This window comes from Pseudomonas sp. S5F11 (assembly GCF_019641515.1).
GTDB lineage: Bacteria > Pseudomonadota > Gammaproteobacteria > Pseudomonadales > Pseudomonadaceae > Aquipseudomonas > Aquipseudomonas rhodesiae.
The window spans coordinates 197,286-210,248 of the sequence record NZ_JAIFJZ010000001.1 but is presented as its reverse complement, the minus strand read 5'-3'; the positions used below and the strand labels follow the sequence as shown (position 1 = coordinate 210,248).

Sequence of the window (12,963 nt, the reverse complement as noted above, 5' to 3'; positions counted from 1 at the left end):
CGCAGGCCGGATGCCGGCGCGAAAGATTGATTCCAATGTGGTAGCAGGAGAGTGGCGTGCTTAGAAGAATGGGGATAAAAGGCCGCGTACTGTTGCTGACCTTATTGCCGACCAGCCTGATGGCGTTGTTGTTGGGCGGTTATTTCACCTGGATGCAGCTGTCGGAGCTGCAAACCCAGTTGCTGCAGCGCGGCGAGATGATCGCCGAGCAATTGGCACCGCTGGTGGCGCCGGCCCTGGGCAATAAAAACGTCGATTTGCTGGAGCGCATCGCCACCCAATCCCTGGAGCAGCAGGACGTACGCACTGTGTCGTTCCTCGCGCCGGACCGCAGCACCCTCGCCCACGCCGGTCCGACCATGCTCAATCAGGCGCCGGTCGGCAACAGTTCGCATCTGTTGCAGCGCACGGGCAACGACGCCACCCGTTACCTGCTGCCGGTGTTCGGCCGCCATCGCAACCTGGCGGGCGAACTGATCCCCGACGAAAGCGACCGCCTGCTGGGCTGGGTCGAGGTGGAACTGTCCCACAACGGCATGCTGCTGCGCGGCTATCGAAGCCTGTTCGCCAGCCTGCTGCTGATCGCCATCGGGCTGATCTTCACCGCCGCGCTGGCGCTGCGTATCAGCCGCACGATCACCTCGCCGATCGGATTGATCAAGCAAGCCGTGGCCCAGCTCAAGGACGGCAACCTGGAAACCCGCCTGCCCGCGCTGGGCAGCCAGGAGCTGGATCAACTCGCCTCGGGCATCAACCGCATGGCCGAAACCTTGCAGAATGCCCAGGAAGAATTGCAGCACAGCATCGACCAGGCCACCGAAGACGTGCGTCAGAACCTGGAAACCATCGAGATCCAGAATATCGAGCTGGATCTGGCGCGCAAAGAAGCCCTGGAGGCGAGCCGCATCAAGTCGGAGTTTCTGGCCAATATGAGCCATGAAATTCGCACGCCCCTCAACGGCATCCTCGGCTTCACCCACCTGCTGCAAAAAAGCGAGCTGACGCCGCGCCAACTCGACTACCTGGGCACCATCGAAAAATCCGCCGACAACCTGCTGGGCATCATCAATGAAATTCTCGATTTCTCGAAAATAGAAGCCGGCAAACTGGTGCTCGACAGCATTCCATTCAACCTGCGCGATTTGCTCCAGGACACCCTGACCATCCTCGCCCCCGCCGCCCATGCCAAGCAGTTGGAACTGGTCAGCCTGGTCTACCGCGATACGCCGCTGGCGCTGGTGGGCGACCCGCTGCGGCTCAAACAGATCCTCACCAACCTGATCAGCAACGCGATCAAGTTCACCCGCGAGGGCACCATCGTGGCTCGGGCGATGATCGAGGACGAGCAGGAAGATACCGTGCAACTGCGCATCAGCGTGCAGGACACCGGTATCGGCCTCTCCAGCCAGGACGTGCGTGCGCTGTTCCAAGCCTTCAGCCAGGCCGACAACTCGTTGTCGCGTCAACCCGGCGGCACGGGCCTGGGGCTGGTGATCTCCAAACGCTTGATCGAACAGATGGGCGGCGAAATCGGCGTCGACAGCACGCCGGGCGAAGGCTCGGAATTCTGGATCAGCCTGAACCTGCCCAAAACCCGCGATGACGTTGAAGACCTGCCCTGCGCGCCCCTGCTGGGCCACCGCGTGGCGGTGCTGGAAAACCACGAACTGGCGCGCCAGGCCCTGCAACACCAATTGGAAGATTGCGGCCTGGAGGTCACGCCGTTCAACACCCTGGAAAGTCTGACCAACGGCATTACCAGCGCCCATCAGACCGAGCAGGCTATCGACCTGGCCGTGCTCGGCGTGACCGCCAACGACATACCCCCCGAGCGCCTCAACCAGCACCTGTGGGACCTCGAACACCTGGGCTGCAAAGTGCTGGTGCTATGCCCGACCACCGAACAGATGCTGTTCAACCAGTCGGTGCCCAACCCCAATAGCCAATTGCAGGCCAAACCGGCATGCACCCGCAAACTGCGCCGGGCATTGTCCGACCTGATCAACCCGCGCCCTTCGCGCAGCGAGCCGGGCGAGCCCCTGGCCAGCCGCGCGCCACGGGTGCTGTGCGTGGATGACAACCCGGCGAACCTGTTGCTGGTGCAAACGTTGCTGGAGGACATGGGCGCCAAAGTGCACGCAGTGGAAAGCGGTTACGCCGCCGTCGACGCGGTCAAGCAGGAGACTTACGATTTGGTGCTGATGGACGTGCAAATGCCGGGCATGGACGGTCGCCAGAGCACCGAAGCGATTCGTCAGTGGGAGAGCGAGCGTCATGGCTCGCCGCTGCCAGTGGTGGCGCTCACGGCCCATGCCATGGCCAACGAAAAACGCGCCTTGCTGCAAAGTGGCATGGACGATTACCTCACCAAACCCATCAGCGAACGGCAACTGGCCCAAGTGGTACTCAAATGGACGGGCCTGGCCCTGCGCAATCAGGCACCGGAACGCGCCACTGACGGCCTGGCTCCTGGCGTGCAACTGCCGGTACTGGACCACGAGGAAGGCCTGCGTCTGGCCGCCGGTAAAACCGACCTGGCCGCCGACATGCTCGCCATGTTGCTGGCCTCCCTGGAAGCCGATCGCACGGCCATCAGCATCGCCCGCGAAGCCAATGACAACAATGCGCTGATCGAACGCGTCCACCGCCTGCATGGCGCTACGCGCTACTGTGGCGTTCCGCAACTGCGCGCCGCCTGCCAGCGCGCCGAAACCCTGCTCAAGCAGGACGATGCCAAGGCCCTGCACGCGCTGGACGAACTGGACATGGCCATTGCCCGCCTGGCCAGTGAAGCGCGAGTCAGTGCCTGATGCGTCCCTTTCCATTGATTTGAACTTGCAGGGAGCTTTGCCATGCGCGTGATTCTGTTCAGCAGCCAAACCTACGACCGCGACAGCTTCCTCGGCGCCCCGCTGCCTGCGGGCCTGGAACTGCAGTTCCAGCCGGCACGGCTGAATCTCGATACCGTGGCGCTGGCCGAGCACCACGAAGTGGTCTGCCCGTTTATCAACGACGACCTAAGCGCACCGGTGCTGGAATGCCTGGCCAAGGGCGGTACGCGCCTGATTGCGCTGCGTTCGGCCGGTTATAACCATGTCGACCTGGCCAGCGCCAAACGCCTGGGCCTGACCATCGTGCGCGTGCCCGCCTACTCGCCCCACGCCGTGGCCGAGCACGCCGTGGCGCTGATCCTGGCGCTCAATCGGCGTTTGCATCGTGCCTATAACCGCACCCGCGATGGCGATTTCAGCCTGCACGGCTTGACCGGATTCGACTTGGTGGGCAAGACCGTCGGCGTGGTCGGCACCGGGCAGATCGGCGCAACCTTCGCCAAGATCATGGCCGGATTCGGCTGCACGCTGCTGGCCTATGACCCCTTCCCCAATCCCGATGTGCAGGCGCTCGGCGCACGTTACGTGAGCCTGCCCGAGTTGCTCGCCCAAGCCCGGATCATCAGCCTGCACTGCCCGCTCACCGCCGACAGCAAGCACTTGATCAACGCCGCGTCCCTGGCGCAGATGCAGCCTGGTGCGATGCTGATCAACACCGGCCGTGGCGGCCTGGTGGACACGCCCGCATTGATCGAAGCCCTCAAGGACGGCCAACTCGGCTACCTGGGGCTGGACGTGTATGAGGAAGAGGCCCAGCTGTTTTTCGAAGACCGCTCCGACCTGCCCCTGCAAGACGACGTACTCGCGCGCCTGCTGACCTTCCCCAACGTGATCATCACCGCCCACCAGGCGTTCCTGACCCACGAGGCCCTGGCGGCAATCGCCACCACTACGCTGGACAATATCGCCGCGTGGGCCGACGGTCGTGTGCAAAACCAGGTGGCAGGTTGATCAGCGGTCACATACCGCGCTCATGATAGGCCGGCACCCGTGATAGGATGCCGCGCCTATTTGGAGGATCCATGGCCGAACACGATTTCCGCTTCAGCTTGCTGAGCCCGCAACACACCCTGATCGAATGCCGCGCCCTGGTGCCGGGCCGTTACCAAGTCACCGGCAACGGTGGTTCGATCAAGCATGGCGACGTCCTGATCGTCACCCTGCGTGGCAGTAAAACTTTGTCGATGCGCCTTACCGTCGAAGGCGATGCGCGCTACTCCATCCGCCCGGCCGGCCAATGGGTCGCCATGGCCCAGGGGCCGAAATTCGGCGAACTGGAAATTCACACCTGGAAGGTCAACTGCGACAGCTGCGACGCCGTGCTGGAGTTTGAGTTCGCCGTGGAAACCAAGCTGACCAAAGAGCCGCTGCAACCGGCCGCCAATGCACGCATTGCCGAGTTGGGCTGGGCCAGTGAAGGCGACAAGCACCGCTGCCCGAGCTGCCAGAAGGCCACCCAATGAAAGGCCTGGTGTTGCTCGCCGCACTCGGCGCCGGCTTGGCCGGCTGCGCGGGAGATGCGGTCAAACTCCAGCAGGACCACAGCTACGTGGTGGAATGGATCGGTGAGCGGCCCTTGATGGATTACGCGCACCTGACCGTCACCCTCGGCAATGACGGACGTGCCTACGGCAATGGTGGCTGCAACCACTGGTTCGCGCCCTACACCCTGGATGGCGACAAACTCAGCTTCGGCAAGATCGGCAGCACCCGCAAGCTCTGCGCCGAAGCCTTGATGGAGCAGGAGCACCGCTTCTTCCAGGCCCTGCAAGGCGTGCAGCGCTGGGACATCTCGCCCATCGAGCAGACCCGTTTCTGGCCGGCCGAAGGCAAGCCGATCCGCCTGTGGCTCGAAGAAGGCTGATCCGGGTTCTGACCCGATGGACATTTAAAGGTGGGAGGAAAGCCCTCCCACCGTTGCTTTGAGATGTCGCTTTAACCGCGCAACGCCTTGAGCTTGGCCAGCACCCCCTCGGCCGTCTGCTCGCCCATCAACTGCTCGCGCACCTTACCCTTGTCATCGATGATGTAAGTCACCGGCAGCGCTTCGCTGCGCGGGATCTCGAAGATGCCATCCGGGTTCTGCGCCAGCACTGTGAACTTGATCCCCAGTTTCTCGCTGGCGGCCTTGAGTTCTTCGCCCTGCACATTGTCGAAGTTGACCCCGAACACCCCGATATTCTGGCCTTTGAGCTGCTCGGCCAACGCGTTGAGTTCAGGGATTTCCGTGCGGCACGGGCCACACCATTCCGCCCAGTAGTTGATCACCACCCACTGTTTGTCCAAACGCTCGGCCGCGACTTTCTGGCCGTATTGGTCAATGCCATAGTCATTCCCGCAGCCGCTGAGCAGCAGGGTTGTGATGATCGCCAATGCACCGATCAGTCGACGTGTCATGGGGTAATCCTTCGTGAAAATAGACGTTGGCTGCGACCGGATGCCTCTTACGGTTTAAGGACCGGGCGCCGCGCAGGTAGAATACCCGCCACCTCCTGCAAGATGCGACCCGCACATGACCGATCTGACGCTTTATCACAACCCGCGCTGCTCGAAATCCCGCGGTGCTCTCGAACTGTTGGAAGCCCGCGGCCTCGCCCCGACCGTGGTGCGCTACCTGGAAACCCCACTCAACGCCGCGCAAATCCAGGCCCTGCTGGGCAAACTCGGCCTGAGTGCGCGCCAACTGCTGCGCACCGGCGAAGACGAATACAAAAGCCTCAACCTTTCTGACCCCAACCTCAGTGAAACCCAGTTGATCGACGCCATTGCCGCCCATCCCAAGTTGATGGAACGCCCGATCCTGGAAACCGCCGACAAGGCCATCATCGGCCGTCCTCCGGAAAACGTATTGGAGATTCTGCCGTGACTGCGCCTTATGTGCTGGTGCTGTATTACAGCCGTAACGGCTCGGTCAGTGAAATGGCCCGGCATATTGCCCGGGGCATCGAACTAGGCGACATGGAAGCGCGCCTGCGCACGGTACCGGCGGTGTCCACCGAGTGCGAAGCGGTGGCGCCGAGTATTCCTGACGAAGGCGCGTTGTATGCCAGCCTCGATGACTTGAAAAACTGCTCGGGCCTGGCCCTCGGCAGCCCGACGCGTTTCGGCAACATGGCCGCGCCGCTCAAGTACTTCCTCGACGGCACCAGCAACCTGTGGCTCACCGGCGCCCTGGTCGGCAAACCCGCCGGGGTGTTCACCTCCACCGCCAGCCTGCATGGCGGCCAGGAAACCACACTGATGTCGATGCTGCTGCCGCTGCTGCATCACGGCATGCTGATCACCGGCCTGCCCTACAGCGAACAGGCCCTGCTCGACACCCAGGGCGGCGGCACGCCGTACGGCGCCAGCCACCATGCCGGGCCGGACGGCAAACGCCTGCTCGACCCACATGAAATGGCGCTGTGCAAGGCCCTCGGCCTGCGCCTGGCCAACACCGCCACGTTGCTGGAGAACGGCCGTGGCCAAAAAGCCTAAAGTACTGCCCCCGCAAGCGTGGTTGGAGCCGCGGGTCAAAGTGGCACGCGCATTGAGCCTGCTGGCGTTTTTTGCGCTGGTGGGGTTGTTGTGCGGGTATTACCTGTTCGTTGCCGACCTGCACGGCGCACGCCCTTGGGTGATCCTGCTGATCGAGTTGGTGCCGTTGCTGATTCTGGCACCGGGCATGCTGCTCGGCAGCGCGCGCGGGCATTCATGGATGTGCTTTGCGGTGAACCTGTATTTCATCAAAGGCGCGCTGGCGGCGTACGACCCGAACCGGCAGTGGTTCGGCGTGCTGGAAATGCTGGCAAGCCTGGCGGTGTTCTGTACCGCGCTGCTATACGTGCGCTGGCGCCATCAGTTGAACCGGCGCCTGGCCGCGTAAGTCACCGTGGCGAGGTGACTCGCCACGAGAGCTGCGCTCACCGCATGTGTCAGTGGTTGACGGTGTACGCCAGCATCATCGACAACTGGCACATCGGCCGACCACTCTCAGCATGCCATTGATTGAACGCGCCCTGCACCGTCGCCAGATCGCGCAGGCTGGTGGGGGCCTTGTCGACGATTTTCTGCGCATTCAACGCCGCGACTACGTCGTCGCTGGGCACAAAAGTGTCCTTGCCGACCATGCGCAGAAAGCGCGGGGCCGATAGCCCGCCCAACTGGTGGCCGTGCTTGCTCAAGTATTTCCACAGCCCAACGATGTCGGTCACCGGCCAATCGGCGATGAACGCGCCGAAGCTGCCTTTTTCCTGAGTGATATCCAGGATCATCTGCGCATTACGCGGCACGCTCTTGAGCTTGCCCAGATGACGAATGATGCGGGTGTCCTGCATCAGGCGCTCCAGGTGCTCGGCGCCCATCAACACGACTTTTTCCGGATCGAAGCCAAAGAACACCTGCTCGAAGGCCGGCCACTTGGCATCTACCACGCTGTGCTTGAGCCCGGCCCGGAACACCCGCAGCGCCAGGGTGGACAGGTAGCGATCATCACTGATCTTGCGTAATTGCGCCGGGGTCTTGGGAGCCGGCAGATGGGCTTCCAGTTTGGCCACCGAGCCGAAGCGGTTCAGACAATATTCGTGCAGCCACTTGTAATCGCGCATGCCCTCTCCTGGCAGTGGAATTGAAAACGGCGCCCGCAAGCGCCGTGTGTCAGAGCCTTGAAACGGCTCAGAGGTTCACCACATTAACGAAGCGCGACGCGGCGGTCTCGTCGATCTTCAGGCTGGTGAAGTCGAACAGGTTACGATCAGCCAACTGCGACGGGATCACATTCTGCAGGCTGCGGAAAATGCTTTCGGTACGTCCCGGGGTCTTGCGTTCCCAGTCCTGCAGCATCTCCTTGACCACCTGGCGTTGCAGGTTTTCCTGGGAGCCGCAGAGGTTGCACGGGATGATCGGGAATTGCTTGAAGTCGGAATAGGCCTGGATGTCTTTCTCATTGCAGTAGGCCAACGGACGAATCACCACGTTGCGCCCGTCATCGGCGCGCAGCTTGGGCGGCATGGCCTTGAGCGAACCATTGAAGAACATATTGAGGAAAAACGTCTCGACGATATCGTCGCGGTGATGCCCCAAGGCCATTTTGGTCGCGCCGATCTCATCGGCGAAGGTGTAGAGCGTGCCACGGCGCAGGCGCGAGCACAGCGAACAGGTGGTTTTGCCTTCCGGAATCAGTTCCTTGACCACCGAGTAGGTGTCTTTTTCGACGATGTGATACTCGATGCCCAACTCTTTCAGGTAGGCCGGCAGCACATGCTCGGGGAAGCCCGGTTGTTTCTGGTCCATGTTGACGGCAACGATCTCGAACTTGATCGGCGCGACCTTTTGCAGGTGCAGCAGCACGTCAAGCATGGTGTAGCTGTCTTTGCCGCCGGAGAGGCAGACCATCACCTTGTCGCCGTCCTCGATCATGTTGAAATCGGCGACCGCTTCACCGGCCAGGCGACGCAGGCGTTTTTGCAGTTTGTTCTGGTTGACCGTAAGAGTGCCCATGGCGCTTGGATCCGCTTGAGGTGTGTGACGAAAAGCGCAGCATTTTACCGGTATGCGCCAGCGAGTCCAATGCGCGCTTATATTGCTCCTTCTACAGAGCCTGCCGCGATTAAGCCCAATGTTTACAGTGCAATATGCTCTAAAGGCCTTACAGTTTTTCCGGTCATCCATTCCTATACTGCGACATAAGGTCGCGCACAAGCTATCCAGACCTTTCAGGCCAACTGGCCCGTGGGCGCTCCGTTGGGGGGCGATAGTAATAACGACAGGAGTGACTGGCATGATCCATCACGTCGTGGGGCTGTTTACCCATCCCGACCAGGAATGGCGGGAAATCCGTGGCGATAAAGAAGAAAGCATCGGCCACATGTACCTCACTCACACGCTGATCCTGGCGGCGATCCCCGCCCTGTCAGCGTTTATCGGCACCACCCAGGTCGGCTGGGTCATCGGCAACCGCGCACCCGTTATGCTGACCCAGGAAAGCGCATTGTGGATGACCATCATGTCCTACGCGGCGATGCTCGCCGGCGTGGCGGTGATGGGCGCCTTTATCCACTGGATGGCGCGCACCTATGACGCTAACCCCAGCATGGCGCGCTGCGTGGCTTTCGCCACTTATACCGCGACGCCGTTGTTTATCGGCGGGTTGGCCGCTTTGTACCCGCATATGTGGCTGGGCATGGTCGTGGGGACGGCGGCGATCTGCTACACGGTGTACCTGTTGTATGTCGGCGTGCCGACTTTTATGAGCATCGATCCGGATGAAGGCTTCCTGTTTTCCAGCTCCATACTGGCCGTAGGGCTGGTGGTGCTGGTGGCGATCATGGCGTTTACCGTGATTGTCTGGGGCCTGGGCGTTGGGCCGATCTACACCAACTGACGCACACCACCGCGCAGGCAGGGCCACCGCAAGGTGGCCTTGTGCGTCTGCCACGACCATTCGGCGCCTGACAGATTCGGAAACACCTGGTTTTACGGCATACTGGGCGTCTCTGGAGATAGATACAGCATGCCCGAGCAACTCAATACCCGCGTCGAAGAGTGTTTCCAGCTAGCCGAGTCCTTTTTCAAACGAAGCTTCAAGCGTCCCCAAGTCAGCCTCAAGCTGCGCGGTCAAAAGGCCGGCGTCGCGCATTTGCACGAGAACCTGCTGCGCTTCAACCCCCAGCTTTACCAGGAAAACAGCCAACACTTCCTCAAGCAGACCGTGGCCCATGAAGTGGCCCACCTGATCGCCCACCAACTATTCGGCGAGCGCATCCAGCCCCATGGCGAAGAATGGCAATTGATCATGCGCGGCGTGTACGAACTGCCGCCGGACCGCTGCCATACCTACGCGGTGAAACGGCGCCAGGTAACGCGCTACATCTACCGTTGCCCGTGTGCCGACAGCGATTTTCCATTTTCCTCACAGCGTCACGGCCTAGTGCGTCAGGGGCGCAGGTATTTATGCCGGCGGTGTCGGCAGACACTGGTGTTTACCGGAGAAACTCGCGTGGAGTGATGGGGTCGGTGGTCATCGGGCGCTATCGAGGCAAGCGCCCATTTAGAGCAGAGCAACCGATTAAAATGTGGCAAGGGGCTTGCCCTACTAGCCCTAGGTATCACCAGTATTAACTGAAAGAACCGGCTCAAAAGGTGGGAGGGGGCTTGCCCTCGATAGCAGTGGGTCTGTCAGTTTATCTGCCACTGCCCCACCGCCATCGGGGGCAAGCCCCCTCCCACCTTTGATAGTCGATGTTTTCACTGAAGATAGATGAATACCCATGCACCGATAGCAGTGGGTCTGTCAGCCTATCTGCCACTGGCCCTCCGCCATCGGGGGCAAGCCCCCTCCCACCTTGATAGTCGATGTTTTCACTGAAGATAGATGCATACCCATGCACCGATAGCAGTGGGTCATTCAACCGACCACCTTGCTGCGCCGCAATTCGGCTATCCGCTGAACACTGAAACCCAGCTCCGCCAACACTTCATCGCTGTGTGCGCCCACGGCTACGCCAATGTGTCGAGGCGCCGGCAACCCTTCTGAAAACTTCAGCGGGCAGGCAATCTGCGCCTGGCTTGAGCCATCGCCTCTGGGTACTTGGCTGACCAACGCCCGCGCCTTTAGCTGCGGATGAGCCACGGCTTCACTGAGCGTCAGCACAGGCTCCACACACGCATCCAACCCGGCAAACAATTCACATAGCTCATCGAAACTGCGCTTCTCGAATTCCACCTGCAACGCCTGTTTAAGAACACGTTGCTGCTCGGGCTTGAGGCTGTGCGCCGCCAACTCGTGCCGGCCCAAGGCTGCGCACAGAGCCTGCATGAAAGCAGGCTCCAGGCTACCCACCGACATCCAGCGCCCGTCCCGCGTGCGGTAGTAATCGTAGAAACTGCCGCCATTGAGCACCTGGCTTTCCCATTCCGGCTCCACACCGCACGCCAGATACCCCGCGCCAGCCATGGCATTGAGGCTGAACGAGCAGTCCGTCATGCTCACATCCAGGTATTGCCCCACCCCACTCTGCTGCCGCGCGATCACCGCCGCCAGCAAACCGACCACCGCGTGCAGAGAGCCGCCCCCCACATCCGCAACTTGCACGCCCAGAGGTAACGGCCCGCTGTCCTGACGCCCGGTGTAACTGGCAACACCGGCCAGTGCCAGGTAATTGATATCGTGGCCGGCACGGTCCTTGTAGGGGCCGGTCTGGCCGTAGCCGGTGATCGACACGTAGATCAACCGCGGGTTGATCGCCTTCAATGCCTCATACCCCAGCCCAAGGCGCTCCATCACGCCGGGGCGGAACTGTTCGAGCACAATGTCGTAATCCGCCACCAGCGTGCGCACGATCTCCAGCGCCTCGGCCTGCTTGAGGTCCAGCGCCAGGCTGCGTTTATTGCGATTGAGGTAAGCGTGGCTCGCCGAAGTGCCCCGGTCATGGGGCGGCAGCACGCGCAACAGGTCCGGACGCGTGGGCGACTCGATGCGTAGCACCTCGGCGCCCATGTCCGCCAACATCAATGAAGCAAACGGGCCGGGCAGCAAGGTGGAAAAATCCAGCACTTTAAGGGACGCCAAGGGACCGGACATAGGGACTCCTGTAGGGTTGCGAGTTCCCACAGCCTAGGCAGCCTGGCGCCTATCGGCAATCGTCAGAACGGTCAGCGACACTGACCGTTTTGATCACGGCGGGCTTTTTCGCGCAGTCGGCTTTATCATTGCCCCACGTTTGCTTGCCGAGTGTTCCATGAAGTTTGCGATTGCCTTGTTTTCCGCCGCCCATGCGCCTTCTTCGCGCCGTGCCCTGCTGTTTGCCCAGGCTGCGCTCGCCGGCGGGCATGAGATTGTGCGGCTGTTTTTCTATCAGGACGGCGTTTACAGCGCGGCCAATAGCATCGTCGCCCCCCAGGATGAGCAGGACATCGCGCGCCAGTGGCGTGAGTTTGTCAGCCAGCATCAGCTCGATGGCGTGGTGTGCATCGCCGCTGCCCTGCGCCGAGGCGTGCTCAATGCCGAAGAGGCCACGCGCTATCAACGCAGCGCGGTGAACCTGGAGGCCCCCTGGGCCCTCTCGGGCCTTGGCCAACTGCACGACGCTGCCCAGGCCGCCGACCGCCTGATCTGCTTTGGAGGGCCGTGACATGTCCAAATCCCTATTGGTGATCAGCCGCCAGGCGCCCTGGTCTGGGCCCAGCGCGCGGGAAGCGCTGGACATCGTACTGGCCGGCGGAGCCTTCGATTTGCCGATCGGCCTGCTGTTTATGGACGACGGCGTGTTTCAACTGGCGCCCGGCCAGGACGCCAAAGCCGTTCAGCAAAAAGACCTAAGTGCCAACCTGCAGGCCCTAGGGCTGTTTGGCATCGACGACGTGTTCGCCTGTAGCCACAGCCTCACGGAACGTGGGCTCACCCCACCCGCCAGCGCGCAGCCTGTGGACAGCGCTGCGATTTCCCAATTGATTGACCGTTACGATCAGGTGATAACCCTCTGATGTCGACTCTCCATGTGGTTTCCCACTCGCCCTTTACCGATGGTCGCCTGGCCAGTTGCCTACGGGTATGCGGCGCCAAGGACGCAATCCTGCTGTGCGGTGACGGCGCCTACGCCCTGCACAACCCGGCGCTGCACAGTCAAGGCGTGAAAGTCTTTGTGCTGGCCGAAGACAGCCAGGCGCGCAACCTGCCAGTGCCGGACTGGGCCAGCAGCGTGGATTATTCGGGGTTCGTGCAGTTGTCGATCGATTACGACAAGGTCAATACCTGGCTATGAATACGCTCACCGTCGGTTCGCGCAGCCTGGAACTGGACAAGGACGGCTACCTGGTCGACCTGAATGACTGGTCCGTCGAAGTCGCCAACGCCCTGGCCGCCGCCGAGGCCTTGGAACTGACGCCGGACCACTGGCAGATCCTCAACCTGCTGCGCGAGTTCTACGCCCAATTCCAACTGTCCCCAGCCACGCGCCCGCTGATCAAATACACCGCCTTGAAGCTGGGCCCCGAAAAGGGCAACAGCCTGCACCTCAACAAACTGTTCAACGGCACTCCCGCCAAACTCGCCGCCAAGCTGGCGGGCCTGCCCAGGCCGACGAATTGCTTATGA

Annotated in this window: 17 protein-coding genes; 13 read left to right on the top strand and 4 right to left on the bottom strand. The window is 61.6% G+C overall.

The genetic code is table 11. From position 1 onward, the window contains the following. The first annotated feature begins 56 nt into the window (after nt 1-56). From K1567_RS00940 to K1567_RS00925, 4 genes are all read left to right on the top strand, one after another. Nucleotides 57-2,810, top strand: a complete 2,754-nt coding sequence (locus K1567_RS00940; protein WP_034098619.1) for a response regulator — start codon at nt 57-59, stop codon at nt 2,808-2,810. 42 nt (nt 2,811-2,852) lie between these two features. Then, entirely contained in the window at nt 2,853-3,842 is a 990-nt protein-coding gene (locus tag K1567_RS00935) for a 2-hydroxyacid dehydrogenase (protein WP_034098621.1), read from the top strand. Nucleotides 3,843-3,913: 71 nt separating this feature from the next. Next, nucleotides 3,914-4,354 (top strand): hypothetical protein, encoded by a 441-nt coding sequence (locus tag K1567_RS00930; protein WP_034098623.1) that lies wholly within the window; start codon nt 3,914-3,916, stop codon nt 4,352-4,354. Next, nucleotides 4,351-4,755: an META domain-containing protein gene (locus tag K1567_RS00925; RefSeq protein WP_034098625.1), complete on the top strand. Its 405-nt coding sequence runs from the start codon at nt 4,351-4,353 to the stop codon at nt 4,753-4,755. Before K1567_RS00930 ends, K1567_RS00925 begins: the two co-directional genes overlap by 4 nt. Nucleotides 4,756-4,826: 71 nt before the next feature. On the opposite strand, the gene K1567_RS00920 is transcribed toward K1567_RS00925, so the two are convergent. Beyond that, nucleotides 4,827-5,288, bottom strand: a complete 462-nt coding sequence (locus K1567_RS00920) for a TlpA disulfide reductase family protein (protein WP_034098627.1) — start codon at nt 5,286-5,288, stop codon at nt 4,827-4,829. 115 nt (nt 5,289-5,403) lie between these two features. Between K1567_RS00920 and arsC the strand changes: the two genes are divergently transcribed. From arsC to K1567_RS00905, 3 genes are read left to right on the top strand one after another with little or no spacing between them, the layout of a single operon-like run. Further along, complete coding sequence (gene arsC, locus K1567_RS00915) at nt 5,404-5,757, top strand: arsenate reductase (glutaredoxin) (protein WP_034098628.1); 354 nt, start codon at nt 5,404-5,406, stop codon at nt 5,755-5,757. Further along, on the top strand, nt 5,754-6,368 hold the full coding sequence (wrbA, locus tag K1567_RS00910) for an NAD(P)H:quinone oxidoreductase (protein ID WP_220698013.1): 615 nt from the start codon (nt 5,754-5,756) through the stop codon (nt 6,366-6,368). The genes arsC and wrbA overlap by 4 nt, the downstream gene beginning before the upstream one ends. After that, entirely contained in the window at nt 6,352-6,756 is a 405-nt protein-coding gene (locus K1567_RS00905; protein ID WP_034098632.1) for a DUF2069 domain-containing protein, read from the top strand. Before wrbA ends, K1567_RS00905 begins: the two co-directional genes overlap by 17 nt. Before the next feature lie 49 nt (nt 6,757-6,805). Here the strand turns inward: K1567_RS00905 and K1567_RS00900 are convergent, their stop codons facing one another. Next, entirely contained in the window at nt 6,806-7,477 is a 672-nt protein-coding gene (locus tag K1567_RS00900) for a DNA-3-methyladenine glycosylase I (protein ID WP_040268689.1), read from the bottom strand. A 67-nt stretch (nt 7,478-7,544) separates the two neighbouring features. After that, a complete protein-coding gene (ttcA, locus tag K1567_RS00895; RefSeq protein ID WP_034098636.1) occupies nt 7,545-8,369 on the bottom strand; it encodes a tRNA 2-thiocytidine(32) synthetase TtcA in 825 nt (274 codons plus the stop codon). Between the two features lie 280 nt (nt 8,370-8,649). Here ttcA and K1567_RS00890 point away from each other — a divergent pair, with 280 nt between their 5' ends. Both K1567_RS00890 and K1567_RS00885 read left to right on the top strand, forming a co-directional pair. Next, nucleotides 8,650-9,252, top strand: coding sequence for a Yip1 family protein (locus K1567_RS00890; protein WP_034098638.1), 603 nt, complete (start codon nt 8,650-8,652; stop codon nt 9,250-9,252). A gap of 129 nt (nt 9,253-9,381) precedes the next feature. Beyond that, the gene (locus K1567_RS00885) at nt 9,382-9,876 is read left to right on the top strand and encodes a SprT family zinc-dependent metalloprotease (protein ID WP_034098640.1); all 495 of its coding nucleotides are present in this window, start codon (nt 9,382-9,384) and stop codon (nt 9,874-9,876) included. A gap of 399 nt (nt 9,877-10,275) precedes the next feature. On the opposite strand, the gene K1567_RS00880 is transcribed toward K1567_RS00885, so the two are convergent. Beyond that, nucleotides 10,276-11,451, bottom strand: coding sequence for a CaiB/BaiF CoA-transferase family protein (locus K1567_RS00880; RefSeq protein ID WP_169903543.1), 1,176 nt, complete (start codon nt 11,449-11,451; stop codon nt 10,276-10,278). 157 nt (nt 11,452-11,608) lie between these two features. Here K1567_RS00880 and tusD point away from each other — a divergent pair, with 157 nt between their 5' ends. The 4 genes from tusD to K1567_RS00860 are packed head-to-tail and all read left to right on the top strand — an operon-like array spanning nt 11,609 to nt 12,963. Beyond that, entirely contained in the window at nt 11,609-12,001 is a 393-nt protein-coding gene (tusD, locus tag K1567_RS00875; RefSeq protein WP_034098644.1) for a sulfurtransferase complex subunit TusD, read from the top strand. A 1-nt stretch (nt 12,002) separates the two neighbouring features. Beyond that, nucleotides 12,003-12,353: a sulfurtransferase complex subunit TusC gene (gene tusC / locus K1567_RS00870; protein WP_034114169.1), complete on the top strand. Its 351-nt coding sequence runs from the start codon at nt 12,003-12,005 to the stop codon at nt 12,351-12,353. Continuing rightward, nucleotides 12,353-12,631, top strand: coding sequence for a sulfurtransferase complex subunit TusB (gene tusB, locus K1567_RS00865; RefSeq protein WP_034114172.1), 279 nt, complete (start codon nt 12,353-12,355; stop codon nt 12,629-12,631). The genes tusC and tusB overlap by 1 nt, the downstream gene beginning before the upstream one ends. Beyond that, complete coding sequence (locus K1567_RS00860) at nt 12,628-12,963, top strand: TusE/DsrC/DsvC family sulfur relay protein (RefSeq protein WP_034114174.1); 336 nt, start codon at nt 12,628-12,630, stop codon at nt 12,961-12,963. Before tusB ends, K1567_RS00860 begins: the two co-directional genes overlap by 4 nt.

Excerpts from the sequence above, each read along its gene's own strand:
- K1567_RS00935 (WP_034098621.1), top strand. The coding sequence starts at position 2,853 with ATGCGCGTGATTCTGTTCAGCAGCCAAACCTACGACCGCGACAGCTTC.
- K1567_RS00930 (WP_034098623.1), top strand. The coding sequence starts at position 3,914 with ATGGCCGAACACGATTTCCGCTTCAGCTTGCTGAGCCCGCAACACACC.
- K1567_RS00925 (WP_034098625.1), top strand. The coding sequence starts at position 4,351 with ATGAAAGGCCTGGTGTTGCTCGCCGCACTCGGCGCCGGCTTGGCCGGC.
- K1567_RS00920 (WP_034098627.1), bottom strand. The coding sequence starts at position 5,288 with ATGACACGTCGACTGATCGGTGCATTGGCGATCATCACAACCCTGCTG.
- arsC (WP_034098628.1), top strand. The coding sequence starts at position 5,404 with ATGACCGATCTGACGCTTTATCACAACCCGCGCTGCTCGAAATCCCGC.
- K1567_RS00900 (WP_040268689.1), bottom strand. The coding sequence starts at position 7,477 with ATGCGCGATTACAAGTGGCTGCACGAATATTGTCTGAACCGCTTCGGC.
- ttcA (WP_034098636.1), bottom strand. The coding sequence starts at position 8,369 with ATGGGCACTCTTACGGTCAACCAGAACAAACTGCAAAAACGCCTGCGT.
- K1567_RS00890 (WP_034098638.1), top strand. The coding sequence starts at position 8,650 with ATGATCCATCACGTCGTGGGGCTGTTTACCCATCCCGACCAGGAATGG.
- K1567_RS00885 (WP_034098640.1), top strand. The coding sequence starts at position 9,382 with ATGCCCGAGCAACTCAATACCCGCGTCGAAGAGTGTTTCCAGCTAGCC.
- K1567_RS00880 (WP_169903543.1), bottom strand. The coding sequence starts at position 11,451 with ATGTCCGGTCCCTTGGCGTCCCTTAAAGTGCTGGATTTTTCCACCTTG.
- tusD (WP_034098644.1), top strand. The coding sequence starts at position 11,609 with ATGAAGTTTGCGATTGCCTTGTTTTCCGCCGCCCATGCGCCTTCTTCG.
- tusC (WP_034114169.1), top strand. The coding sequence starts at position 12,003 with ATGTCCAAATCCCTATTGGTGATCAGCCGCCAGGCGCCCTGGTCTGGG.
- tusB (WP_034114172.1), top strand. The coding sequence starts at position 12,353 with ATGTCGACTCTCCATGTGGTTTCCCACTCGCCCTTTACCGATGGTCGC.
- K1567_RS00860 (WP_034114174.1), top strand. The coding sequence starts at position 12,628 with ATGAATACGCTCACCGTCGGTTCGCGCAGCCTGGAACTGGACAAGGAC.